A 25,692-nucleotide genomic window follows, 5' to 3' on the forward strand; every position below is an offset into this window, starting at 1 on the left:
GTATTCCAATGAGATAGAAAAGAACTATTAACTACCCACAACCAACTGCTAATTGCTAAAAGCTAAATGCTAATTGCTAATTAACAACTATTAATTCTACAATTAACAACAAGCCAAAACACAAAGATAAAAATAAAACCGGCGCAACTCTGCAGAGAACAGATAAGAGATCCCTTGTAAAAGGTGTCAATGATGTCGCTTAACATAGTATTAGCTTATCAAAACGATACTGAAAAAGGAGAAACCATGGTTAACAGTGAGAGCGGCAAGGGGCTGTGGTTAACCGGTAAAGAAAAGGAGGCCAAATGGCCTCCTGATTAATATGCGGTACTAGTTACCGAAAGTCTTTACTCAAAGTATTGACCAAAAAGACGACCGGCAGTTAAAGCATATTCTGCACGAGTGACTTTATAATTTCCACCAAAGCTAGCATTCAACTGTGGCGTTAAGTCGTAAGTACCTTGAGTAACATCAAAGTGAACATTCAATAATGAAAGCTGTATAGCAAGTTGCACATAACCTTTCATATCGCTGTCAATGTTGTCTTGATCTGCTAGCACAATAGTCTGACCATTATAGTCAACCGTAATGTCATCTTTGGGATCAAACGCTGTAGCCGTTGATTCAAGTCCTAGAATTTGTACTAAACTGTAAGCTAGGTCTACTTTAGATACACGTCCGTTATGTGCAAACTCACCATTTTGACTAAGCATAACTGGCTGCTGTGTACGTAAGCTATCTTTCAATGCACCACCGACAACCGATACCGATTCAATAAACGCTTGGTAACCATTAGGTACTGTATTAAGGGTTGGCTCTGGCTCGCTGTCTAATGAACGGTATTGACGAACAGCGCCCCCCATGACTAGGTACTTAGCTAAGTCTTTACGTTTTAACTTTGCGTCAGGGTTGAAATTACCTTTATTCAAGCCATCCATTAGTCTTTTGCTTACTGCATATTTTATCGCATTTTCATAACGATGAGCGGCTATATCGTTTACCCCTTCAAAGCCAATTAAGTCTTCAAAATTTATGCTAACGTCGAAATTTTCAGGAGCCATTGGACCATTAGTTAGATTAAGTGGATCTGGATTTACGCCAGACAAAGAGGTTAGTCCGTCAACTCGAACCGTCCACTCACCTGCCATTGCAGGTGCCGTAACACGCATACCAGTTTCAAGCACAGGTAAAGTTAAATTACCAAAGTATTCAGTGCCATCGGGGTCAATTAAAACTAATTTAGCCGTATTAGCCAATGAGCTCGCAGAGCCCTTAACCCACAATGCATCACTATCAACCATAAATGTAAATGAGTTTTGCAGTCCTAGTGGCTCTGTGACGCCATTGGGTGTTGACCAGATAGAACCTTCATAACTTGTGTCACTAATTTCAACTAGCGTATTAGCATTGAAAACTTTACCGCGTAGGTTATTCACCGTGACACTGTGGTTCATATCATAGTTTTTGGCTGCGGCTACTGCTGCACGGGCGTTTACAAATCCAGCACCGACTTCAAAGCGCTCGTAACCTGGCATATTAGTCGCAGATTCTTGTAACAATTTTTTGATGGCCATGTTATCTAAGTCAGGATTAGCTTCTAACATTAGCGCAATAATACCAGAAACATGAGGCGTTGCCATCGACGTACCTGATATCATGGTATAGAAAGGTAAATGAGTAGGGTCCATCGCGTCTACATCAGCTTCGCCACCATTTGCGCCAGCATTAGTAACAGCACGCGTAGAAATAACGTCTACACCAGGAGCTACGATAGTAATTTCATTATTGTAGGTCCACTTTGTACCATCTGGCATATCGAGCTCGCCAGATTCATACTTATAACCACGTGAAGAGAAACCAGCAAGTGTGCCATCTTTTTCTCCTGCGCCAATAGACATGCCCCAAGGAATTTGTGCATAAGGATTGTGCGTATCTTCACCTGAGCCTGAGTTACCTGCTGCAAACACAGATAATATTCCCATTTTATGGGCTTTATATGAAGCTAGAGAAACGGGGCCAGTCGGGTCGAACTTTCCACTTGAACCCCAAGAGTTGCTCATAACGCGCAATGGATTTTCGTAACTATCACCTTTAGTAATGGCATAGTCATAAGCGCCTATAGTATCAAGAATAAGAATAACGCCACCTGAGCCATAGCCTACTAATTTAGCATCTGGCGCTGCGCCTGGGTAAAGGCCATCTGACATAGTACCGTATCCAGCAATAGTGCCAGCAACATGTGTACCATGGCCTGAATTAGTATCTGTGTTAGGTTGGTTCTTAAGTATTAGACCTTCGGTTACACCCGTTATGCTTAATAAACTTGCATGCGTTAGACCTTGCACGTTATCAATCACTTTATCGCCAAAGAATAAATCCTGATGGGTAGCATCAATACCCGAGTCATTAACCATTACAGTTACGCCTTTACCGGTATATTCAATGCCATTTTGTGTTTTAAACTCTTCACCTTGAACCGCATCAACCCCCGTGATCTGACGAGCATCAGAATTAAAGTATTCAAGTTCACGATTTAACCATACCGAGCGCACATCGCTTCGTTGAGCAATGGCTTTAATTTGATCTAAGTTAGCGACTACGCCAATAACAGGAACCGAAGCAAACTGAACAGCCTGACTAATACCTAGTCCAGAAAGATGCTCTAGTTGAGTTGTTGATACCGGCTCTAATTGGTTATAAGTTACTACGGCCATAACCGTTTGAGAACCAACCATAGTCGGTAAAAACTCAGCTAACTGCTCGCCAATGGCAGCGTTAGCGAAAACTTGAGACGGCATAGTTAATGCCATGGTTGCTGCTGCTATTGCACTTAAGGTAAATTTTTTCATTATTTCACTCGTTCTAGTTATTATTAAGGGGTGTATATAATTCACTCAAGCACTCTATCGAGTTAATGGGGGCTGAGTAAATAGGGGGTTCCCCCTATCTAAAGAACTATTAGCTAAATTAAAATCGCTAATACGATCAACTCACTGATACTTTGTTTCTAAAATGATTCACCTTATAGGTTTGCTAATTACGCAGTTATTTATCCAATATTAGGGGTAACCCCCTATTTTCATCTTAGTGGTTTGTCGGGAGACTAAAGGTGATAAAAATATTTTAATAATTAAAAACAATTAGAAATATTTAAGATATTTAACCTACAAGTATGAAACATATTGGAGTTTGAAATAAAATGAAAAAATTTACCTTAAGTGCCTTGGCTGCAGCCTCTTTGGCAATGACATTACCTACGCACGCTTTAGCTGACGCTGCTATTGGCGAGCAACTGGCACAAGTGCTTCCGACGATGACCGGCGAAGAAACAGTTATGGCCGTGGTAACCTTTGAACAAATGAAGCCCATATCAGTGAGTCAAATACGGGCGTTAAAAGCCTTAGGTATAAGTAAGGGTGTGCAGTTTTCTGCCGTACCTATTATGGGTGTTGTTGCTAATGTCGCACAAATCAAAGCGATTGCCGGACGAGATGATGTCCGTTCAGTATGGTTAAACCGTAAGCTTGAATATTTTAATGCTAACTCTCGTGAAATTACCGGTGTTGACAAAGTTCAAGGTACCGAGTTTGCAAACCGCAATGGCGGCACAGAATATACCGGTAAAGGCGTAACCATTATGGTTAATGACTCGGGTATTGATGCAACACACCAAGATTTATTCTTTGGCGACGTAGTGGTTGATAACGTGCAAGCGGCAACACATTCACTCGATCTCGCTGAAACCGGTATCACAGACGGTTTTGTTATTAAAAACCAACCTAATACCGACTTGAATGTCGGCCACGGTACTCACTGTGCTGGCACTATAGCGGGCTCGGGCGCTATGTCTGATGGAAAATATAAAGGCGTTGCACCCGATGCTGATTTAGTCGGTTACGGCTCAGGGTTAGGTTTATTTATTTTAGATGCGGTTGGCGGCTATGACTATGCTATTAACCACGTTTATGACTATGAACATCCTCTGCGTATTATGAGTAACTCTTGGGGTTCAAGCGGTAAATTTGATGCTGATGGCCCTGTAGCCTTGGCGTCATATAAAGCTTACAAATTTGGTATTTTATCGGTATTTGCTGCGGGTAACTCGGGCTCTGGCGAAAATAGCAATAACCCTCATGCTCAGATCCCTTGGGGAATGTCAGTAGGTGCTGGCGATACCAATGGTAATTTAGTCGACTTTTCATCTCGTGGTTTAGAATATGAAAGCGGTGATTTCACCATGCCAGATGGTAATGCATGGACTTACACTAACGAAGTCACAATTGTCGCACCAGGGCGCAACATGGTATCAACGCGTTCATCAACCAATATGGCTGCCAATGGCGGAGATGCTGATTTGGTGCTTGACCCAGCACATATTCCTTTTTATACCCGTATTTCGGGTACATCAATGGCAACACCACACACTGCTGGTGTTGCAGCGCTGATGATGGAAGCTAACCCTTCGCTAAGTATCGATGAAATCAAGCAATTAATGAAAGAATCTGCGACGAATATGCCAGGTTATGAGTCTTGGGAAGTCGGTGCAGGTTATATTAATGCCCATGCTGCAGTAGCTGCAGCTAAAGGGAAAAATGCAGATCATAAAAAATCTGTTAACAACAGCGCTGACTCTCGTTTCACGGCCAGTATCAATATGCAAGCCATGAAAATTGCTGAAGGTGCTTTAGCGTTTGAAACACTAGAGTCGCAAGTAATTGAATTTAAAGTCAATGCCAATGCAAAAACCGTACATGTCGGCTTAACGGCCTTAACAAGTGTTAAAGCTGTACTTGTAGCACCTGATGGGCAACGTTTTGAAGGCGACTCTACCGACCCAGTTTGGGACAGTAACTCGTTTGTAACGGCTCCAGCACAAGCGGGTACTTGGCTCTTATCTATGGAAACTGACGCCTTTGGTTTATCAGTGCCACCTGCTGCTGCAGTTTACGACGAACAGGCACAAACTGAAGAAGCCAGTGATAACCATATCAGTTATTGGGTGTGGCAAGATATTTTAACAAGCATAGAAGGTATGGATGACGTAGCAGGCCATAGTCAGCAAGCAGCAATAGAAACTGCTGTACTTGAACGCCTTATGGATGGTCGTTCAGCGACATCTTTTGCACCTGATGCGATGTTAAATCGTCAGGAATTGGCTAAAGCCTTAGTCATGGGGACATCGGTACGTCAGTATCGCCATTTAGATGGGGAAACAGAAATAAGCCTAAGTGGTGTTAACGCTAGATACCGTATTTTTGCTGAATCAGTTGCTATGTCAGGTGCCGCGTTGAAAGATGCTAAACAACAATTTGGTCCCGTGATGATGGTTGATAATAATGGCGACTTCCACGGAAAATCTGCTGTGACTCGTGCTGACTTAGCTTATAGCCTAATACAAGTTATTGGTAAAACTCAAGAGGCAATAGACTTGGGCGAAGCGCATGAAATCACAGTTAATTACAAGGGTGAATCAATCGTGATTGCTGACCAAAGTGATATTGCTGACGATATGCGCGGTTATGTGCAAATTGCTTTGAACGAAGGTCTGTTAGGTGTTCGCTATAGCCTTGAGCAAGGTCAATTTGATTTACAACCGACAATGGTTGCTACATTTAATCCAGAAGACGGTGTAACTCGTGCTAGCTATGCGATTATCGCTAATCAAATAGATAAAAATTACTTTGTCTCAGGGACAAGTTCGAACGCAGAGTAATAACAGCTAAATGTAGAGCAGAGTACGTATAACATCTACATTCATTAAACGCCCTCCTTGTAGGGCGTTTTTTTGTCTCTAGCAAAGTTCAAATGAGATGAGATAAAATAAACACTATTCAAGAAGACCTGCTTTATTAGCCATTCTTAGTAGTTCTGCCACACTGCCAACCTGCAGCTTTTTATATATTTTGGTGCGATGATTTTCCACCGTTTTTACACTCATATTGAGTAATTCTGCTATTTTCTTACTGGTATTTCCGGCAATTACTGAGAAAAACACTTCTCTTTCTCGCCGAGTTAATACTTCTAATGGGTTGGACGCCGGCTGACAATTATTGGCAGATAAGTTCGGAAAGAAGGTTTTACCGTTATAAACATCTTTAATCGCATGAATAAGAAGATCTGAGGACGACTCTTTGAGGATATAACCTTTAGCACCCGCTTTTTGCATCGCTAAAATATACTCAAGTTCGTCGTGCATGGATAAAACTAATATTTTTGTCGTTGGCCGTTGCGACAATAGTTTGTCAATTGCCACCAGTCCGCTCATATTTGGCATAGAAATATCCATCACCACAACATCAGGATCGGTTTTTAAGGTTTGACTGATTAATTCTATTCCATCTTTACATTCAGCCAAGATAGTAAACTCGTTACCTGCCTTTAAATAGTTTACTAATGCTTGGCGCATAAGCACATGGTCATCAGCAACAACAAGTGAAATACTCATAACGAAAGAGCCATGGTATGAACGCTATCATCTTGAGCATCTTTGACAAACATGCACCTGTACAAGCGTTTTACTAATTGACTTAATTGACTTTTTTCAAGTTTATTCAAATTAGCCTCTGTGTCCGGGTAAAGAAAAAAATAATGCGATACACCACTAATAATAGAAGGATGCATAGTGTTGTTCTGCAACTTTTCATGTTTTCTTAACAAGTAATAAAAGTTATTTACCCTGTTCGCCGTAAATTTGATTATGGCATAATTATAAACTTTAGCATTGTATAAAACATTTAAAAAGCATCAACTTATTCCTCAGCCAAGTAAACCTTGCTGTGGCTAATAATGGCCATAAAGTTTGATCAGTTTGTCAAAGCGGTCGACTAACTGCCGCTAAAAAAGCTAGATACAGAAACTTTATCAGCCGAAAGTCAGCTTAACCATTAACCCAAGCATTTAAATTATCAAGGCTATATATTAAGTGAGCTTTAAAAAGACCTGTTTTAATTGACGAAGTGCGATAATATAATTTACGACTAAATAATCTATACCTTATCCTTGTCACACTTCTTTATGTTATAATTGTAGCCATTAAATTTAATATCACTAGGCTAACGTTACATGTCTGCACACCCTATTATTAATATTTCGGTTGAACCAATCGAGCTTTGTAAATTACTAAAAATTGCCAATATGGTCGGTGGTGGTGGCGAAGCCAAAATAGTGATCAGCGAAGGTTATGTTCTAGTTAACAATGAAGTTGAGTTTCAAAAACGAAAGAAAATTCGTCATGGAGATACCGTTGAATTTGATGGCGAAATTTTTGAAGTTGCCCATACTCCAAAACAAAAGTCATCAACGACTGCACAGCCCAGTGGAGCTGGAACTAAAAGCTCGCTTAAAAAGAGTAAATCAAACACTAAAGAAACCTTTGTTTCTGCAGAGCAAGCAATTGAACCATCATCTTTGCCGGCGAAGAGAAGACCTATTTCCTTCTAATTTCAAACAAATTTGATGATATACCCCCAGAAAAACACTCCTTAAATGGGTGGAAAATCAAGCCACCCTACTTTACTTTAGTAATAAAAAAGCTATGCTTATCGAACAGTTATGGCGCTTATAACAATAAGAGCTGTCATTATTGCTGACAACGGCAACATCTTTTTGGCGTAGTATTTCTTAATAACAATGATATGCTATTGTTTTAGCACTTGTGCCGTAAAATATAATTTTGTCTGCTACAACAACATAATGAAATGGATAATATGAAAGAAAAAATACTTGTCGGTGCTAGAGAAACTATTGATTTACCCGAATTAGAGCTATTTGAGGTTGCAACCCGCATTGATACTGGCGCGCAAACTTCATCGCTCCATGTTGACCATATTTCTGAAAATAAAGTCACTGGCATGTTGGACTTTGAATTTCATCCTGATTCTCACGATGTCACTAAAACGATTAAATGTTCGGCAAAGATAGTCGATAGAAAACGTATAAAATCGTCTAACGGAGAAAAAGAACGTCGCTATATCATCAATACGTTGGCGGTAATGGGCGAATTAACATGGACAGTAAGACTGTCATTAACCGACCGGTCAAGCATGAACCACTTGATGCTATTGGGACGTGAAGCGATGAAAGGTGAAATGTTGGTCGATCCAGAATTTAGTTATCTCGCCTCAGTAGAAAAAATATCACCGAGTGTTGAGTAACGTTGAATAACATTAATAATAGTCAATAATCAATGATCAATAAAGCAAAGGCCTTAATATGACCTTAAGGTTAACATTTTATCATAGATAGTTTTGTAGTAAGCGGAGTAATAAATGCGCATATTAATCGTCGAAGATGACAAGATCATCGGTGATGGTTTAGTTCAATGTCTATTGATGGATAATTACGCCGTTGATTGGGTTGAAACTAAAGAATCCGCTGAAACAGCATTTAGCCTGCCACTAAATTACAGACTAAAAAAATGATGACTCTCTATTCAAAAAATGTCATTACTTGCGCTGAAGATGAAGAAATAACCGACCTTTGTGCCAATACTCTACGAAGTTAGCTTGGGTCTGAAGTCTATCAGACCAGATATCGTTACCACGAAAACCTTTTGATTGAAGATCAACACTGCCATTAAACCATGGACGATATAAATCTTTATCTTTACTTGAAATTCGTATAATTATTTCATCAGCAAGATTAGCGGCTGCCAGTTTAATCCAAATATTTTCTTCCTCAGCGCGAATATCTTTCACTAAGTTTGTATCTTGCACTAGCACGTTGAATATATTTTGCGTTGCGTGAACAGGAGCAACCATGACAATAGCAATCAGTAAAATTAGAGCTTTCATATCTTTCCTTTAAATGTTTTGTATTCTTAATATTGTGATCATAATTTTCCACCTCTATCTAGACTCGTGAAAGTAAAATAAAGTCACATTAACCGTAAACACAAAAAAATCATTGATAATGCAGACAGAGTAAAACCTAAAACCAGTCAGCACATCGCTTATTTTCAGTCTAAATAAAACACCCGAATAAATTTTTAACACTTCGCCTATTATCAATAAATATACTTTGATTACTTGCCCACTATTTGATTAAATTACTTTGTGACTATTTGACTAACAGCCTTGTCTATAAAGGCATTATTATTGCAAAATGAAGAGATAAAAAATGAGAATCTTACTATTTTTGGCCACTAACATTGCCATTATGATGATTTTGAGTATTACCTTTAGCTTATTTGGTATTGAAGGCTTGTTGGCAGAAAATGGCGTCGACCTTAATTTTCAATCATTACTCATTTATGCCACGGTTATTGGCTTTAGTGGTTCGTTTATCTCCTTGTTTATTTCTAAGTTTATGGCGAAAAGAAGTATGGGCGTCGAGGTTATCGTGACGCCGAATAATCAAACCGAGCGCTGGCTACTCAAAACAGTACAAGAACAAGCCCTTAAAGCCAATATTGGCATGCCTGAAGTCGGTATTTTTAATCATCCTTCACCGAACGTTTTTGCAACGGGTTGGAGTAGAAATAATGCTTTAGTCGCGGTAAGTACCGGCTTATTAAGTCACATGAGTCAAAATGAGGTAGAAGCGGTTCTTGCTCATGAAATAAGCCACGTCGCCAATGGCGATATGGTAACAATGACACTTCTGCAAGGGGTTTTAAATACCTTCGTGGTGTTCTTATCACGCATTATCGGTCATGTGGTTGACCGCAATGTATTTAACGTAAAAAGTGGTCACGGACCTGCCTTTTGGATTGTCTCATTAGTTTCTCAACTCGTATTGGGCTTATTAGCGACTATGATAATGATGTGGTTTTCTCGCTATCGAGAATTTAGAGCAGATGAAGATGGTGCAAGCCTTGCGGGCCGACAAAATATGATTTCCGCACTCAGTAAACTAGAGCAACTACAAAACTTGCCCCAGCTACCGACCGAAATGTCAGCTTTTGCCATTAGCTCAAGTAAAATGAGCGCACTCTTTTCGAGTCATCCGCCATTAGCAAAACGCATAGCATCGCTGAGCACTAAATAAATAAGGGAGCTATTGTGTTGTCACGTTTGTATGATTTTATGCCAGGTTTAAACACCTTATTTAACTATGAAAGAAGTTGGTTTGCTGATGATGTTAAAGCGGCATTATCGGTTGCAGCCGTTGCATTACCGGTTGCTATAGCTTATGCACAACTCACCGGAGTTAATGCCGTAGTAGGCTTGTACTCCTGTGTATTACCTATGATGGTATATGCATTATTTGGGACCTCTAAGCAATTAATCGTTGGGCCTGATGCGGCAACTTGTGCAGTTATTGCGGCACTGATCACCCCTTTAGCCGCCGGCGACAGTACTAAGCATTGGCAGTTAGTTATTACCATGACAGCGATGACCGGTTTTTGGTGCATTCTGGCCAGTCGTTTCAAGCTTGGTGTATTGGCTGACTTCTTGTCTAAACCTATTTTAATGGGGCTGTTAAATGGTGTTGCGATAACAGTTATTGTTGGTCAATTTTCTAAAATATTTGGTTTTACCTTTGATGAAAGGTATCTGCTCGAACGTTTGGGCGGTGTGCCTGATTACTTAGCACAAACACATTTCCCAACATTAACTATCGCCTTATTTACCCTGGCTATTTATTTTGGTATGAAACGCCTAAAGCCCACTTGGCCTGCTTCAATGTTTGCCATTGCGTTGGGTGCAGCCTTAGTATGGCTTTTTAAATTAGAGCAGTTTGGTATAAAAACCATTGGCGTTGTCGAGGGGGGCTTACCCTTATTTCAAACACCTGAATTTAATGTCGGTGTTATTCGTGAGCTTGTTATGCCAGCACTTAACTTAGCGATAATAAGTTTTGTTAGCATGATGCTCACCGCTCGCAGCTTTGCCGCAAAAAATGGCTATGATGTTGATGCAGACAAAGAATTTATGGCCTTAGGTATTGCTAATTTAGCGTCGGCTGTATCACAGGGCTTTGCCGTCAGTGGCGCCTCTTCTCGCACCGCAGTCAATGATGCCAATGGCGGAAAAACCCAATTAGTCTCTATTATAGCCGCAGCCATTATTGCAATTATTGCTATTTTCTTTACTGCACCCCTTGAATTTATTCCCAGTGCCGCCTTGGGGGTTGTCTTGATTATTGCTTCTGTACACCTACTAGATCTGAAGATGGTCTGGAAACTCAGACTAAAAGACCGACAAGCATTTTACTTAACCTTAACCACTTTATTGGCGGTGTTATTTATTGGTGTTATTCCCGGTATTACCCTTGCTGTATTACTAGGTTTATTCCAATTTATTAGGACAGTAATGCGCCCCACCGACCATATACTCGGTGTTGATATCAACGGTGTAGTGCGAAGTTTAGATGCCAGTGATAAGGCGAAAGCGGTGGACGGTATTTTTATTTATCGTTTTAATTCGCCTTTAACTTACTTTAACTCTAGTTTCTTTAAACGCCGATTGTTAGAACAATATGCCAGACAAAAAGATGACATTGAGTGTGTAATTATTGATGCGGTGCCATGTTTTACTCATTTAGACTTAAGTGTGATGGCGATGCTATCAGATTTAGAGGTTATTTTTAGAAAGCGCGGTGTTCGCCTTGAGCTTGCTGGCAGAAAAAGACAGTTGTTGGCGTGGTTTGTAAAAGCAGAGATTAAATCAGGTCACGAAGGAATTTATGTGCATTCTGATTTGTATTTAGCCTTGAGAATGAACCAACGTAAACAAATCACCGAAACCGTCAGCAGCGCAGAAGAAATCACGCTTTAGCGTAAAATAATGCTATTCTTTTTATGGTAGTCCTGCAATAAACAGCATCACTCAATATGATAAGTACAAAGCCTGTTTAACAAAGATTAAACAGGCTTTTATTAAGGGTTACGCCATGACTTAGACTTGACCACGTCATCTGACTTCATTACAAAATCAACAGCTAATAATTCATTAATATCAACGAAAGGGCTAGCGTGCATGGTAATAATGTCAGCAACTTTTCTGATTTCAAGTGTTCATAAACGCTTTGATATAGCCATTAAATCAGCCGAGTTAAATGTTGCTGATTTTAAAATTTCTTGTGATGTCATATCGGCTTTATACCTATCATTAAAGGCTCGCGACCAATTCAACACAAACCATTGAATTTGTAGTTTTATAAGGCTAATCCAAAAGAAGACGGTGCTTTATCATCGGTCTACTATATATGCTGTACTTATCAGATGAAATTTCAAATGGTCATATTGACATGCACAATAAAGTTGAGCTTGTTTACCGCCTTTGTCAAAAATCTTTTATTTTTTGTGACTATTTAGTAAACAGTCTAGTCTATAGATTATTGTTCTTTATAAAAACAGGAAATCAAACATGAAAATAGCAATCTTATCTAGAAACAAGAAGTTGTACTCGACTCGTCGCTTAAAAGAAGCGGGTGAAGCGCTGGGTCACCAAGTTGACGTTATCGATACACTGCATTGTTATATGGATATCACTAGTGATAGATCTGTTGTGCGCTACAAAGGTAAAGAGCTGCCACAGTACGACGCTATTATACCGCGTATTGGCGCATCAATTTCTTTCTATGGCACCGCAGTAGTCCGTCAATTTGAAATGACCGGTGCTTTTAGTGTCAATGAATCTGTAGCGATTAGTCGCTCTAGAGACAAGTTACGCTCTATGCAACTCCTGTCAAGAAAAGGCATCGGCTTACCAAGAACAGGCTTTGCTAATCGTCCTGATAATGTAAAAGATTTAATTAAGAACGTCGGTGGCGCACCTTGCGTGATTAAGTTACTTGAGGGTACACAAGGTATTGGAGTCGTACTTGCTGAAACAACTAAATCAGCAGAAGCGATTGTTGAAGCATTTATGGGTTTAAATGCTGATATTTTAATTCAAGAGTTTATCAAAGAAGCCGGTGGTGCTGATATTCGATGTTTTGTTGTTGGAGACCGTGTTGTTGCCGCAATGAAGCGTCAAGGCGCCGAGGGTGAATTTAGATCAAATTTACACCGCGGCGGTTCAGCGGTACTCGTTAAACTTACACCAGAAGAAAGAGCAACGGCCGTATCGGCAGCAAACATTATGGGGCTAAACGTTTGTGGTGTTGACTTACTGCGCGCCGAACGTGGCCCTGTGGTCATGGAAGTTAATTCTTCGCCGGGTTTAGCCGGTATTGAAGCCGCGACTGAAAAGGATGTTGCCACCATGATCTTCAAGTTTATTGAGAAAAAGTTTATTGAAAAGAATGCTAGCGCTAAATCCAATCGAAATCGCACCCAAGGTAAAGGGTGATCTCCACGTTTAATCTCGATAACTTAGGGTCGTGACAGCCGATATTTAGTCTTCACGACCACAACATTATCTGTGTTCACTCAGTACAGGTCAATGCACTGACATACCGCATGACTTTAAAGTAATGATAAGAATATTTACGGTTTTCTGCTTTCAAACCAACGACAAAAGGTGCAGTCGTTGGTTTGTATACATAATCACAAGAATGCTTACTAGCCTATGGATTAGACGTTTTCTATCATTCAAAAACAAGATAAAAAACTATCAATGATATTCATAATAAAATCACTAAAATATATTTTTAAAATAATCACTTTTGCTGTAATAACAACACAGAGCAGTCTAATAAACATTAATATTATGACCAAGCCGCCCTATTAATACGGCTGTTTCTTACGCGATTTTTGCTGTTTTTTTTACGCTCGATATTGGTTTAACTTTTTACACCTAGCAGCTATTTTAATTGAAATATTTTGATTGCCTCTTTCACTTGTTCTTTGTTGATCGGCTTAACCAAATAATCATCCATCCCTGCAGACAAGCATTTTTCTTCATCTCCAACCATCGCATTGGCCGTCATAGCAACGATAGGAATACTTAAATAGCGAGCTCCGGCATTACCTTGCCTAATCGAGGCTGTCGCTTGGTAACCATCCATTTCAGGCATTTGACAGTCCATAAAAATAAAAGTAAATGGCTGGCTCTCATCACTTGCTTTAAGCTTTTCAATGGCATCTTTACCGTTAATGGCAATAACACATTGGGTTATTCCTATTTTTTTCAACACCGCCATAGCAACCATTTGATTAACTCGATTATCTTCTACCAGTAGTAATTTAACCTTTTTTGTCCAGCTACTATCTTCATCAGATAAACGTGCTAATTTAGCCGTAGTCACTTCACTGATGAGCTGTTTTTCAGGTTCAGCTAATAAAGTGTTTAATGCTCGTTGTAAATCGGTGGTAATTACCGGTTTAGGAAAAAAACCATCAATACCACTTGCCGTGCTATCGGCTAAATCATGTTGAATGCTCATTAGCGTCATAAACATAATTTTTAGATTTTTATGCACCGGATTCAAGCGCACTGTTTTAACAAATGCTAAAGCATCTAAATCGGCAAGTTGTTGATTGATGATCAACAAATCATAGTGGTCATTTTCTGTTTGCTTATTAAGAGCTGTGAGCGCAGGTTGTAAGGTCGTTATGATATCAGCTTCTACATGCCAGCAGTTTAATTGGCGCTTAATGACGTTAGCGCAGGATTGATTTTGCTCTATAACCAGCACACGTTTGCCTTGCAAAGCTTTTACAGGTTGAGACAATAAAGAATCCGCTGATTTTTCTAACAATAAATCACAGCTAAAAGTACTACCTTCACCTGGGTTACTATCAACATCGACACTGCCTTGCATACATAAGCAAAGCTTTTTAACGATAGCAAGACCAAGCCCTGTGCCGCCATATTCTCGTGTTGTTGAGGCATCAACTTGACTAAACACTTCAAACAATCCTTGCTGCTTATCTTTTGGTATACCGATACCAGTATCAGATATTTCAGCAATAATTCGCCAATGCGTTGTCGAGTGATTTTGCTGGCAAAGACGAATAACCACCTCGCCTTGTTTGGTAAACTTAATAGCATTAGCTAATAAATTGGTCAATATTTGACGAAGTCGATTAGGATCGCCAACCACTAGCGACTCTTCAATATCAACAAGGTCAACGATTAACTCTAAGCCTTTGTGCTGAGCTTGTTGCGCAAAAGATTCGGCTAAGTCACCAACCATATCACGTATGTTAAAACTAACATTTTCAAGTTCTAACTTATTAGCGTCTATTTTGGAGAAATCTAAAACGTCGTTAATTAACGCTAAAAGCGAGTGAGCACTTTGCTGGGCGATACCGATTCGGTGATTTTGTTCTTGGCTTAACACAGAGTCTTTAACTAAATCCAGCATACCAATAACACCATTCATTGGTGTTCGTATTTCGTGGCTCATACTGGCAAAAAATTCATTTTTAGCAGTTACCGCTACTTCTGCTTGCTCTTTCGCTTTAATAAGCGCGATTTCATTCTCAACGATTGCGCTAACGTCATAGTTCACACCTATCATTGATACCGGTTTTTTATTATTGTCGTAACTGATAATCGCCGCTGCTTTGATATATTTTATTTCGCCATTTGGCCATATAATTCGAAATTGTGTATCGTACTGACCGTGTACTTTAATTGCATTAATGAATTCACGACCGGCCTTCTCGATATCTTCAGGATGTACACCTTTGTCCCAAACATCTTGCGCACTTAAAGCTGGTTGACGGTCGACACCATAAAGCTTAAACATCCAGTCGTCCCACTTTAATTCATTACTGAGCAAGTTAAGTTCCCACACACCGATACCGGCAGAGTCTGTTGCTAATCTCATTCGTTGGTTGTGCAGACTAATACGCTGTTGGCTTATCTTTTTATCAGTAATATCTTGAAATGAGCCATACAAACGCACACATTTTCCATCGGTAAACTCGGAACGACCACGAGCAGACACCCAAATTTCTTTACCTTTGGCAGTGACCAACTGCATATCTTCCTCGTAAGCACTACCGTCATTCATACACTTGGCAATTAACGCTTGTACTTTCTCTCTACTTTCTCCTTCTTTATAAAAATTAATTGCCTGAGATAGTTCTGGTTGATACTCATTGGGCACTTCATGAATGACTTTAGTCATTTTTGACCAGTAAACATTGTTGTTGACTAGGTCAACTTCCCAGACACCAATGCGAGCTTGCTGTGCCATTTCTTCCATTAAAGATTGTTGCCCTAGCAATCTATTTTTATGTTTAACACGTGTTAGCTCTGCACTTATCCAATGAGAAAACAATTGAATTAAATCTAATTCCCTGGTGGTGAAGGGCCTTGCCGAAGGTTCAGGGCCAGAAAAGTTTAATGTGCCAAACAGTTTGCCATCAACAGTCAATGGCACACCAATATAGCTTTCTAAACCAAAAGCTTGATAACACGGGTGATCTTTTATTTCACTTTCACCTGCATGGTAAAAAGAAATAGGCTGGTTTGCATGTAAAGTATGAAAACAATAGGTATTGCCTAAATCAAAAATATCTCCAGGATTAATTTCATTGTTCGGAGTATGACAATAGACAACTCGATATTCTTGATGATGAATTTCACTGATCAACGCAAGCGGCAAATTAAATATTTTTTTTCCAAGCTCTAAAATGTTTTGAATTTTATCAATTAAGCTTTTGTCTATATCCGAGGTTATTTTATGAAGTTTATTAAGAGTCAGTTCAGTTTGCTTAATACCACTAATATCGTTCTGAATAACAATAAAAGATTCTGCCTTATTCTCATTGTTAATCAGTGGCACTATGGTGGTACTTAACCATAGCTCTCGGCCACCTTTAATTTTATTAATGGATTCACCATGCCAATATTCTTTAGCGACCGCTTTTTGTAATATATCTTTATAATCATCTTGGGTATAACTTTCAGCGCATATTTCAACAACACTGTGACCAAGGATCTCTTCTTCACGGTAACGATAGAAATCAAGAAAACGTTGATTAACTTCCGTTAACGTACCCTTTTCATCGACATTGACTCGATAAACAATCGCGTGCTTATTTATCGCCAGCATTAACTCGACACTTTTTTGTTTAGAAAGTGAAAGTTCATGGTGATAATTGCTAATGAGTCGTTGCAGGGGTCTAAAAATGAAGAAGCTTATCGCAAATAATAGGGCCATTGAGACCAGCCATAAAAATGCTTCGAGTCTTTCTATGTTAACTATACGCTGATTAGTATGTTGCTCTATTTTGGAAACGACTAGATCTAAAGAAATCAGTAAATTATTAATAGCCCCTGGATTGAATTTTTCTTTAACTATTGCCTCAGCATTCTTTTTGTTTTGAGTCAGACTAAGCGCGATAGCACTTTCAGCGAAGTAATTGACCCGTTTGTTAAGCTCAGTCGGCGCATTAAAATACCATGAATATAATTCACTAGGCATGCTATTAGATTTGTTAACCACCATCATTGTTAAAAGTTGCTGGTTAGTCGTAAACAATTTGACCGTATCGAAGAGATTTTTTGTCACCTTCTCATCAATTTCAGCCGTAGTTATATTGTGATAATGCTGAATGGCTAGGTAAGCTATTTTTTGTGACAACATTCTTTGGCCGCCAGCAAGATTAATCGTTTCAGCGTCTTTGGCTTGTTGATTAAATAATAGCATCAAACTTAAAAATGACAGGCTAATTAACACAGCAATTAAAGCTATCGCTAATGAGTTACGACGTTTAATTTTCTGTTGTAGGGTTTTAATATTAGTCATATTATTTTGTTTACAATCCTTTAGCGGGCCCAGTGGCGATTTCAGCAATGACCTGACTATCTATAAGACAACGAGGCTAGCTTAACCCATTAATTAATTGTCGGATATTATCTCTGCCCAAGTATAGACCCTATATTCACATTAACTAAATATTAGATCAAATAATCAATAACTTATTCAAGGTCTATTGGTTAAGTTTTATTGATGAATTTCTATATGAAAGTTAAATTATTATAGATATAAAGCGGACTAAAATAATATTATTATGTCTTCTACCGGTTTTTAATAGGTTTTAGTGACGAAAAACTTTTGCCTATAGGATTATTACTGCCCTAATCAAGCTAAAAAATTATTATTACTCAGGTTATAAACTTCAATTCAAACCATACTTTTTTTAACTAATAGCACCGCTGTTTCATGTTGTGCATGAACAAAAAAGTTAATATTAATGCCCGCCAGTGCCTTTTTCTCCTCAAGTGAATTCACTTTAACGACTAAGTTTGCCTTAGGATAGTAATCGAGTACGGCTTGGCAAATTATTTGTTTGTTCTTTAATGTGTTTACCGTAATAATGATACTAGTTGTTTGCTCTACTTTTAATGATTCAAGTACGGGCGTTTTATCTAGGTGACCAAAATAAGCGTTATAGCCACGCTTTCTTGCCAATAATACATGTTGTAAATTATCAGAAATAATTAAAAAGTTGATGCCATTATTTGTCAGTTCTTTCGCTACAATGCGACCTAAAATAGCAAAACCACAAACAATGGTGTGATTAGTCACCTTTACGGTGGTTATTTTATCAGCTTCAAAAAATTCAACGACAAAAAGTGCGGCTAATTTATAAATATTACTGACCATAAAAGGGGTTAATATCATAGATAAAACGGTAACCAATATCAGAAAACTCGCTAAATCTTTTGCTATCAGGTTTTGACTTATTGCCATAGCAAAAATCACAAAAGAAAACTCCCCTACTTGGCATAAGGCAACAGCAGATTTAATTGATTCGCTTTTATTCGATTTTTTTCTCATCAAAAAATAAATAATCGTCGCTTTTATTATCATAACAAGGACGAGTACACTCGCAACCCAATGAAGATGAGTTATAAAATACTCAACGTCTATTTTTGTGCCAATAGAAAAGAAAAAAACACCTAAAAAAAGATCTTTATATGAAGATATATCGGATTCAACTTTCATGTGAAATTTAGTTTCGGCAATAATCATCCCCGCAATGAACGCACCTAAAGAATAAGTAAAACCGAGGTTATGAGCAATAATTGATGCCCCCAATACGATAGTAAATACCGATATTAAAAACAGTTCTTCCATTAGCGCATTCGATGAAAAATGCAGTAACCAAGCAATTATTTTTTTTCCTATAGTGAACATAAAAATAATAATACCACTGGCATACAAAAAAGTTTTTAGCAGCACATCGGTTAGAGACAATTCATTATTTGAGAGAAAACCCATTAAGAGTAAAATAGGGATAACGGCTAAGTCTTGAAAAACCAGTATAGCAACTGATTTTTTACCATAGGGTGTCACTATATCTTTTGATTTTTTCAGGTAAGGTAATACGATAGCCGTTGAAGATAAACTAAATGAAAGCGCAATAATTAATGAGGGTATCGGTTCAATATTAAAAAGATAAAATGCAAGTATAAAAATAACAATAGCGCTAAAGCTAACTTGGATAAAACCATTAAAAAATATCAATTCCTTCATTTTACCTAGCTTCGCAAAAGACATTTCCAAGCCAATCGTAAACATAAGAAAAACAATACCAAATTCACCAATAAGCTCAAGGGAATGAATATTGTCACTGCCATTGAAATCAAAAATATTGCTTACTATGGTGCCGGTAATAATGTAGCCAATAATGTGCGAAATTGAGAACTTGGTTAATACTATATTGATAACGCTAGCAAGTGCTAACGAGACTGCAATAATAACAAGTATAGCGTCCATATTATCCTTTTAATTCATCTGTTGATGTATAGTAAAATTTAACTCATTAACGTCTATGCACATTACAGACCATATAAAATTAAAATTTAACATTTAAATACAATAACTTAAACAATCACTAACACACTGTTTATTTTTAATACTCAATTAATCGCTCCATTTTAAAGCGCAAGCACCATAGCGGTGCAATACCCTCCATGATTCTATTGGTGAACTAGCCGCCATGATAAGCGTTTAATTTAATTCACAGCTAAACCTTTGTCTTCTAAACGCAATTAAACCCTTAAGTCAAACTGACATTGTCTTTGACACCAGCGTAATAAAAAAAGTAAAAACAATAACTTAACAAATAAACAGTCTTTCTTAGATGACATTATTTTTTTAGCCAATCAATCTCGTTATAACACTGAAATAATTAACTTTTATTATTTGGCGTAGTTTGTGCAAAACAGCTTTAGCCATGCACCCTCTTCTACTTTCAGCGAAAGTTAGAATAAAAAGTAGCCCATATAACCATGACAGCTAAGCCAGCCATCAATAATTTCCCCATTAACCCTGCGCCTAAAAATGCATGGTTTGCCAGCTTATCTTTAGAGTTTAGTTTTACATCGACTGGCACTCAACTTACCCGTACTCAACGCAATGGACCATTAAGCGTGCAAAAAGCTTTCTACCCAGAAGGAGGCGACTGTGCACATATTTATCTGTTACACCCACCAGCGGGCATAGTGTCGGGTGATGAATTAAACATTAACATTAAACTCAACAGACAAGCCCACAGTTTAATAACTACGCCTGGTGCTAACCGCTTTTATCGCGCTAGAACAAACCTAACAATTGGTGATCCCAAACAAGTTCAACACCTTGACATTATTATTAACCATCAGGCGAAGTGTGAAAATTTCCCCTTAGAAACGATCGTTTATGAGGGGGCTGATGGATTTAATACTGTTGATGTTCACTTTAAAAGTGATAGCGCTTATTTAGGTTGGGATATTACCTGTTTGGGCTTACCCCTTTCAAATCAACCCTTTAAATATGGCAGTTATAGCCAATTAAACCGTGTTTATTGTGAAAACACTTTAATTTATCACGATAGAATTTCGATAAAACCTAGCAGTGGAGTACATCAACACATCGCAGGTTTAAATAGCCACAGTGTTTTTGCCACTTTTTTAGCTTATGCCCCAGCAGGTCTACTTAGCGATGCTGACAATAAAGCACTCGTAGCGCAATTACGCGACTGTATGGTTGAAGAAAACGCCGAAGAAAAAGTGAGTATCAGCCAAATACGCCAGTTATTAGTGATACGTTATTTAGGTGAGCATAGTGAAGAATGCAAAGCACTTTTTATTAAATTATGGCAAAAAATCAGACCGGTATACCTAGAAAAACCAGCGAACATTCCGCGTATTTGGCATACCTGATCAGACACTTAATGACCCCCCTTACTATTAAATAAATAAACAAAGGTGCACAGCATGGACTTATTACCAAGAGAGAAAGATAAATTACTGCTCTTTACTGCCGCATTGTTAGCAGAACGACGCTTAAAGCGTGGTGTGAAATTAAATTATCCTGAAGCTATGGCTTATATTTCAATGGAGATTATTGAAGGGGCCAGAGATGGTAACACTGTCGCTCAAATGATGGATTATGGCCGCACGTTGTTAACCCGTGATCAAGTCATGGAAGGAGTTGCAGAATTAATTCCTGATGTACAAGTAGAAGCTACATTTCCTGATGGCACCAAACTTGTCACCGTTCATAATCCTATTATTTAACTAGATCTCTACTGAACGTCACATAAGACCTAGTTAGACATTAAACACAAGAGAAGCAAAGATGATCCCAGGTGAAATAAAAACAGACCAAGGCGAACGCGAACTCAACGTCGGTCGCCAACGATTGAAAATTACGGTGGCTAATTCTGGCGATAGACCCATTCAAGTTGGCTCTCATTATCATTTTTTTGAAGTAAATCCTGCCTTGCATTTTAATCGAGAACACGCCAAAGGTTATCGTTTAGATATCACCTCAGGTACCGCCGTTCGTTTTGAACCTGGGCAAGAACGCCAAGTAACCCTGGTTGCCTTTCAAGGCAAACGCAGGATCTTTGGTTTTCGCGGTGAAATACAAGGAAACTTATAATCATGGCCAGTATTGATAAAAACGCCTACGCACATATGTTTGGACCAACAGTCGGTGACCGAGTTCGTTTAGCCGACACAGATTTATGGTTAGAGGTTGAAAAAGACTTCACACAATATGGTGAAGAAGTAAAATTTGGCGGGGGAAAGGTTATTAGAGATGGCATGGGACAAAGCCAAGCGTCATGCTTTGACACCGTTGACTTAGTGATTACCAACGCCGTTATTCTTGATCACTGGGGGATTATTAAAGCTGATGTTGGTATTAAAGAGGGTCGTATCGCTATTATAGGCAAAGCAGGCAACCCTGATATTCAAGACAATATCGATATTGAAGTGGGTCCCGGTACGGAGGTTATAGCCGGTGAAGGACAAATACTAACCGCAGGCGGTATCGACGCCCATATACATTTTATTTGTCCACAACAAATAGATGAAGCACTCATGTCGGGTGTTACGACTATGATTGGTGGAGGTACAGGCCCAGCAACAGGTACTAAGGCGACAACTTGCACACCAGGTCCTTGGTATATACATAAAATGTTGCAAGCAACAAATGATTTCCCAATGAATTTTGGTTTCTTAGGCAAAGGTAATGCAAGTTTACCACTTGCCCTAGAAGAGCAAATTGAAGCGGGTGTTTGTGGTTTAAAGCTTCATGAAGATTGGGGAACAACCCCCGCGGCGATTGATAATTGTTTATCGGTTGCCGAGCGTTACGATGTTCAAATAGCGATTCATACCGATACTTTAAATGAGTCTGGTTTTGTTGAGGACACCTTAGGAGCATTTAAAGGTCGTACTATTCATACCTATCACACTGAAGGGGCTGGTGGTGGGCATTCACCTGATATTATTAAAGCATGTGGTGAGGCTAATGTTTTACCGTCTTCCACTAACCCTACACGCCCTTATACCATTAATACTATTGATGAACATTTGGATATGTTAATGGTTTGCCATCACTTAGACCCGTCTATCCCTGAAGATATTGCTTTTGCTGATTCACGTATTCGCAAGGAAAGTATTGCCGCCGAAGATATTATGCATGATTTAGGCGCTATTAGTATGATCGCTTCTGATTCACAAGCCATGGGACGAGTCGGTGAAATGATCACTCGTACTTGGCAAACCGCACATAAAATGAAACAACAACGAGGACCATTAGCTCCCGATACTGAACGAAATGATAACTTTCGTATAAAACGCTATATCGCTAAATATACTATAAACCCTGCAATTAGCCACGGCATTAGCCATGAGGTTGGCTCTATTGAGGTCGGGAAACTAGCTGATTTAGTGCTATGGAAACCGGCATTTTTTGGTATAAAACCTGCGTTAATTTTAAAATCCGGCATGATAGCAGCAGCGCCAATGGGCGATGCAAATGCGTCTATTCCAACACCGCAACCTGTCTACTTCCGCCCAATGTTTGCAGCCTATGGCAGTGCCTCAGCCAAAACCTCAATGACTTTTATGTCACAAGCATCTATTGACGCTAATGTACCTGAAAAAATAGGCATGACACGGATGATTGGTGTCTGTAAAAACACTCGAAACATTGGTAAAAACGACATGATTCATAATAGTTGGCAGCCCAAAATAGATGTTGATGCTCAAACGTATGAAGTACGTGCCAATGGCGAATTATTAACCTGTGAGCCTGCGGTAACCTTGCCACTTGCACAACTTTACAGCCTATTTTAAACAAGAAATAAGTTATTCAATAAAATTAAAAGATTAGGAAATTACATGCTACAAGCACATCAGCGTTTTGACCATACTCACCATAATATAGCTGACTCAATAACTTTAGATCAAGACACCCGTAAAAAAGCACGTATTAAAGGTAAAACGGATGGTGGTTTAGACATAGGTATTTTTATGGCGCGTGGACAGCCATTATTAGTCGGTGAAGTACTAAAAACAGACTGTGGATTATTCATTGAAATAAAAGGTCAAGCGGAGCCTGTATCAACCGCCATTGCAACTGACTGGTTAACCTTTTGTAAAGTTTGTTATCACTTAGGTAATCGCCACACCTCACTGCAAATAGGCGAGTTATGGGTACGTTTTAAACCCGATCACGTATTAGAAGAACTTGCACAGAAATATGGTTTAACGATTGATAATACCCCAACAATATTTGAACCTGAAAATGGTGCTTATGGCGTTAGTAGCCACGGCCACGCCCATGCCCACTAAACCTGCAGTGAACCCTGTGTCACTAGTACCAGCAGAAATAACACTCGCCGAGCCGATTAAGCTTAATCGATTATTACAGTTATGCAGCGCAAACCTACCCGTGGGCGGTTTTGCGTTTTCACAAGCTTTAGAGTATGGCGTTGAAATGGGTTGGTTAACATCATCAGAAACGACCGCAAGTTGGATAAAGATTAATTTAGAGGAGTCTATAGCACAAACCGATTTAGCCATTTTAAAACGATTATTTAACGCCTTATCAATAAATGATTTTGACGATTTTAACGACTGGAATAACCATTTAATTGCTTGTCGAGAAAGTCATGAATTATTATTGGCTGATTTAGCAATGGGCAAAGCCTTAATAAGATTAATAAAACAGCTAAACAACCTTAATTTAGCCGCTTATCAAGCAATAATAACGCTTAAAGAAATCAGCTTTGTTAGTGCTTTTGCGCTTTGCGCTTATGTCTTTAAGTTAGATTTAATTTCAGCACAAAGTGGTTACTGCTGGACATACATCGACAACCAAGTCGCAGCAGCGACAAAACTAGTGCCTCTTGGGCAAACTCAGGCACAAAACCTCCTATTTGAATTATCTGAACAGACGCCATTAATTATTGAAAAATCAAACGGTATTTCAGATAACGATATTGGTGCCAGTCTGCCGCACTTAGCCATGGCAAGTGCTTGGCATGAAACACAATATTCACGACTTTTTCGTTCTTAATATATTAAGTTGATTAATAACATGCTTTATAAAAATAAAAAGAGAAATAAAAAATGATAAAACAAGTTTTACGCATTGGTGTTGGCGGCCCGGTAGGCTCAGGAAAAACCGCATTATTACGACAGCTATGCTTAGCGCTACGTAATAAATATGATATGGCAGTGGTCACCAACGACATTTATACGCGTGAAGATGCTGAATTTTTGACTAAAAATGACGCTCTCGCAGCAGACAGAATTATCGGCGTTGAAACCGGTGGCTGTCCTCATACGGCGATTCGTGAAGATGCCTCAATGAACCTAGCAGCCATTGACGAACTACAAGAACTTCACCCTACTCTAGACTTTGTATTAATTGAAAGTGGCGGTGACAACTTAAGCGCAACGTTTAGCCCTGAACTTTCCGATTTAACCCTTTATGTTATTGATGTTTCAGCCGGAGATAAAATCCCACGTAAAGGAGGTCCTGGTATCACTAAGTCTGATTTATTAATTATTAATAAAATAGATGTTGCTGATTTAGTCGGCGCATCACTTGAGGTGATGGATAGAGATACTAAAAAAATGCGCGGTGATAAACCCTTTGTTTTCTCAAATATGAAAACACAACAAGGTTTGGCCGAGATCATAGCCTTTATCGAAAAAGAAGGCATGTTGCAGATGTAATTTTTGCGATAACGACTTCATTATCTATAGCTAGTAAACATTAAACATTAAACATTAAACATTAAACATTAAAAAAAGGATTAACCATGAAATTTATAACGCTACTTGTCAGTTTTATTTATCTCTTTTCGGCGCAAGCATTCGCCCATGATGATCACGGTTTGGGTGAAGGCTCTTTTCATGCATTTTATCATGCTATTTTTTGGACTATATTTGTCCTAGTTGTCTATAAAGCTGCGGTATGGTTTAACCATAAGCGCTCACAAAAAAACTAATCTCCTTTAAGTATGAATAGGACACCACAGATAAATATAGTTATTTGTGGTGATAATATGATGCCCTCAAGCAGGCATAAACATATATTAATGAACAT

At 38.8% G+C, this 25,692-nt stretch carries 21 protein-coding genes; 16 read left to right on the forward strand and 5 right to left on the reverse strand.

Going from position 1 to position 25,692, the window contains the following annotated elements; translation table 11 throughout:
- Positions 1–192: 192 nt before the first annotated feature.
- Positions 193–321, forward strand: coding sequence for a hypothetical protein (locus H4J56_RS19810; RefSeq protein ID WP_259368202.1), 129 nt, complete (start codon positions 193–195; stop codon positions 319–321).
- Between the two features lie 26 nt (positions 322–347).
- On the opposite strand, the gene H4J56_RS17150 is transcribed toward H4J56_RS19810, so the two are convergent.
- Positions 348–2,849 (reverse strand): S8 family serine peptidase, encoded by a 2,502-nt coding sequence (locus tag H4J56_RS17150; protein WP_182259645.1) that lies wholly within the window; start codon positions 2,847–2,849, stop codon positions 348–350.
- A 350-nt stretch (positions 2,850–3,199) separates the two neighbouring features.
- Between H4J56_RS17150 and H4J56_RS17155 the strand changes: the two genes are divergently transcribed.
- Entirely contained in the window at positions 3,200–5,713 is a 2,514-nt protein-coding gene (locus H4J56_RS17155; RefSeq protein ID WP_182259646.1) for a S8 family serine peptidase, read from the forward strand.
- 114 nt (positions 5,714–5,827) lie between these two features.
- Here H4J56_RS17155 and H4J56_RS17160 read toward each other — a convergent pair whose 3' ends face one another.
- Positions 5,828–6,445 (reverse strand): response regulator transcription factor, encoded by a 618-nt coding sequence (locus tag H4J56_RS17160; protein ID WP_070373951.1) that lies wholly within the window; start codon positions 6,443–6,445, stop codon positions 5,828–5,830.
- A gap of 617 nt (positions 6,446–7,062) precedes the next feature.
- On the opposite strand from H4J56_RS17160, the gene H4J56_RS17165 reads away from it, so the two are divergent.
- The 3 genes from H4J56_RS17165 to H4J56_RS17175 all read left to right on the forward strand — a co-directional run bounded on the left by H4J56_RS17165 (position 7,063) and on the right by H4J56_RS17175 (position 8,420).
- Entirely contained in the window at positions 7,063–7,440 is a 378-nt protein-coding gene (locus H4J56_RS17165; RefSeq protein WP_070373952.1) for an RNA-binding S4 domain-containing protein, read from the forward strand.
- Between the two features lie 266 nt (positions 7,441–7,706).
- Positions 7,707–8,153, forward strand: coding sequence for a RimK/LysX family protein (locus H4J56_RS17170; RefSeq protein ID WP_083277877.1), 447 nt, complete (start codon positions 7,707–7,709; stop codon positions 8,151–8,153).
- Between the two features lie 114 nt (positions 8,154–8,267).
- Complete coding sequence (locus H4J56_RS17175; RefSeq protein ID WP_182222781.1) at positions 8,268–8,420, forward strand: hypothetical protein; 153 nt, start codon at positions 8,268–8,270, stop codon at positions 8,418–8,420.
- A 24-nt stretch (positions 8,421–8,444) separates the two neighbouring features.
- On the opposite strand, the gene H4J56_RS17180 is transcribed toward H4J56_RS17175, so the two are convergent.
- Complete coding sequence (locus tag H4J56_RS17180) at positions 8,445–8,792, reverse strand: hypothetical protein (protein WP_182259647.1); 348 nt, start codon at positions 8,790–8,792, stop codon at positions 8,445–8,447.
- A 325-nt stretch (positions 8,793–9,117) separates the two neighbouring features.
- On the opposite strand from H4J56_RS17180, the gene htpX reads away from it, so the two are divergent.
- The 3 genes from htpX to rimK all read left to right on the forward strand — a co-directional run bounded on the left by htpX (position 9,118) and on the right by rimK (position 13,238).
- Entirely contained in the window at positions 9,118–9,987 is an 870-nt protein-coding gene (gene htpX, locus H4J56_RS17185; RefSeq protein ID WP_182259648.1) for a protease HtpX, read from the forward strand.
- A gap of 14 nt (positions 9,988–10,001) precedes the next feature.
- Positions 10,002–11,720 (forward strand): SulP family inorganic anion transporter, encoded by a 1,719-nt coding sequence (locus H4J56_RS17190; RefSeq protein ID WP_182222782.1) that lies wholly within the window; start codon positions 10,002–10,004, stop codon positions 11,718–11,720.
- A gap of 591 nt (positions 11,721–12,311) precedes the next feature.
- Complete coding sequence (gene rimK / locus H4J56_RS17195) at positions 12,312–13,238, forward strand: 30S ribosomal protein S6--L-glutamate ligase (protein WP_070373965.1); 927 nt, start codon at positions 12,312–12,314, stop codon at positions 13,236–13,238.
- Between the two features lie 454 nt (positions 13,239–13,692).
- Here the strand turns inward: rimK and H4J56_RS17200 are convergent, their stop codons facing one another.
- A complete protein-coding gene (locus H4J56_RS17200) occupies positions 13,693–17,595 on the reverse strand; it encodes a response regulator (RefSeq protein ID WP_182259649.1) in 3,903 nt (1,300 codons plus the stop codon).
- Positions 17,596–17,973: 378 nt separating this feature from the next.
- Complete coding sequence (locus tag H4J56_RS17205) at positions 17,974–19,572, reverse strand: cation:proton antiporter (RefSeq protein ID WP_182259650.1); 1,599 nt, start codon at positions 19,570–19,572, stop codon at positions 17,974–17,976.
- Between the two features lie 515 nt (positions 19,573–20,087).
- Between H4J56_RS17205 and H4J56_RS17210 the strand changes: the two genes are divergently transcribed.
- From H4J56_RS17210 to H4J56_RS17245, 8 genes are all read left to right on the forward strand, one after another.
- Positions 20,088–20,999 carry an urease accessory protein UreD gene (locus H4J56_RS17210; protein WP_182217017.1) on the forward strand — a complete coding sequence of 304 codons (912 nt, stop codon included), beginning with the start codon at positions 20,088–20,090 and terminating at the stop codon, positions 20,997–20,999.
- A 54-nt stretch (positions 21,000–21,053) separates the two neighbouring features.
- Positions 21,054–21,356 carry an urease subunit gamma gene (locus tag H4J56_RS17215; protein ID WP_182217019.1) on the forward strand — a complete coding sequence of 101 codons (303 nt, stop codon included), beginning with the start codon at positions 21,054–21,056 and terminating at the stop codon, positions 21,354–21,356.
- Positions 21,357–21,417: 61 nt separating this feature from the next.
- Complete coding sequence (locus H4J56_RS17220) at positions 21,418–21,723, forward strand: urease subunit beta (protein ID WP_182259651.1); 306 nt, start codon at positions 21,418–21,420, stop codon at positions 21,721–21,723.
- A gap of 2 nt (positions 21,724–21,725) precedes the next feature.
- The gene (gene ureC, locus H4J56_RS17225; protein ID WP_182259652.1) at positions 21,726–23,429 is read left to right on the forward strand and encodes an urease subunit alpha; all 1,704 of its coding nucleotides are present in this window, start codon (positions 21,726–21,728) and stop codon (positions 23,427–23,429) included.
- Between the two features lie 45 nt (positions 23,430–23,474).
- Complete coding sequence (locus H4J56_RS17230; protein WP_182222879.1) at positions 23,475–23,927, forward strand: urease accessory protein UreE; 453 nt, start codon at positions 23,475–23,477, stop codon at positions 23,925–23,927.
- Positions 23,917–24,654, forward strand: coding sequence for an urease accessory protein UreF (locus H4J56_RS17235; RefSeq protein WP_182222878.1), 738 nt, complete (start codon positions 23,917–23,919; stop codon positions 24,652–24,654). The genes H4J56_RS17230 and H4J56_RS17235 overlap by 11 nt, the downstream gene beginning before the upstream one ends.
- Positions 24,655–24,707: 53 nt before the next feature.
- Positions 24,708–25,319: an urease accessory protein UreG gene (ureG, locus tag H4J56_RS17240; RefSeq protein WP_182172872.1), complete on the forward strand. Its 612-nt coding sequence runs from the start codon at positions 24,708–24,710 to the stop codon at positions 25,317–25,319.
- Between the two features lie 86 nt (positions 25,320–25,405).
- Positions 25,406–25,594: a hypothetical protein gene (locus tag H4J56_RS17245; RefSeq protein ID WP_182217028.1), complete on the forward strand. Its 189-nt coding sequence runs from the start codon at positions 25,406–25,408 to the stop codon at positions 25,592–25,594.
- The last annotated feature ends 98 nt before the right edge of the window (positions 25,595–25,692 follow it).

The organism is Colwellia sp. BRX8-4, assembly GCF_014077345.1.
Lineage (GTDB): Bacteria > Pseudomonadota > Gammaproteobacteria > Enterobacterales > Alteromonadaceae > Colwellia_A.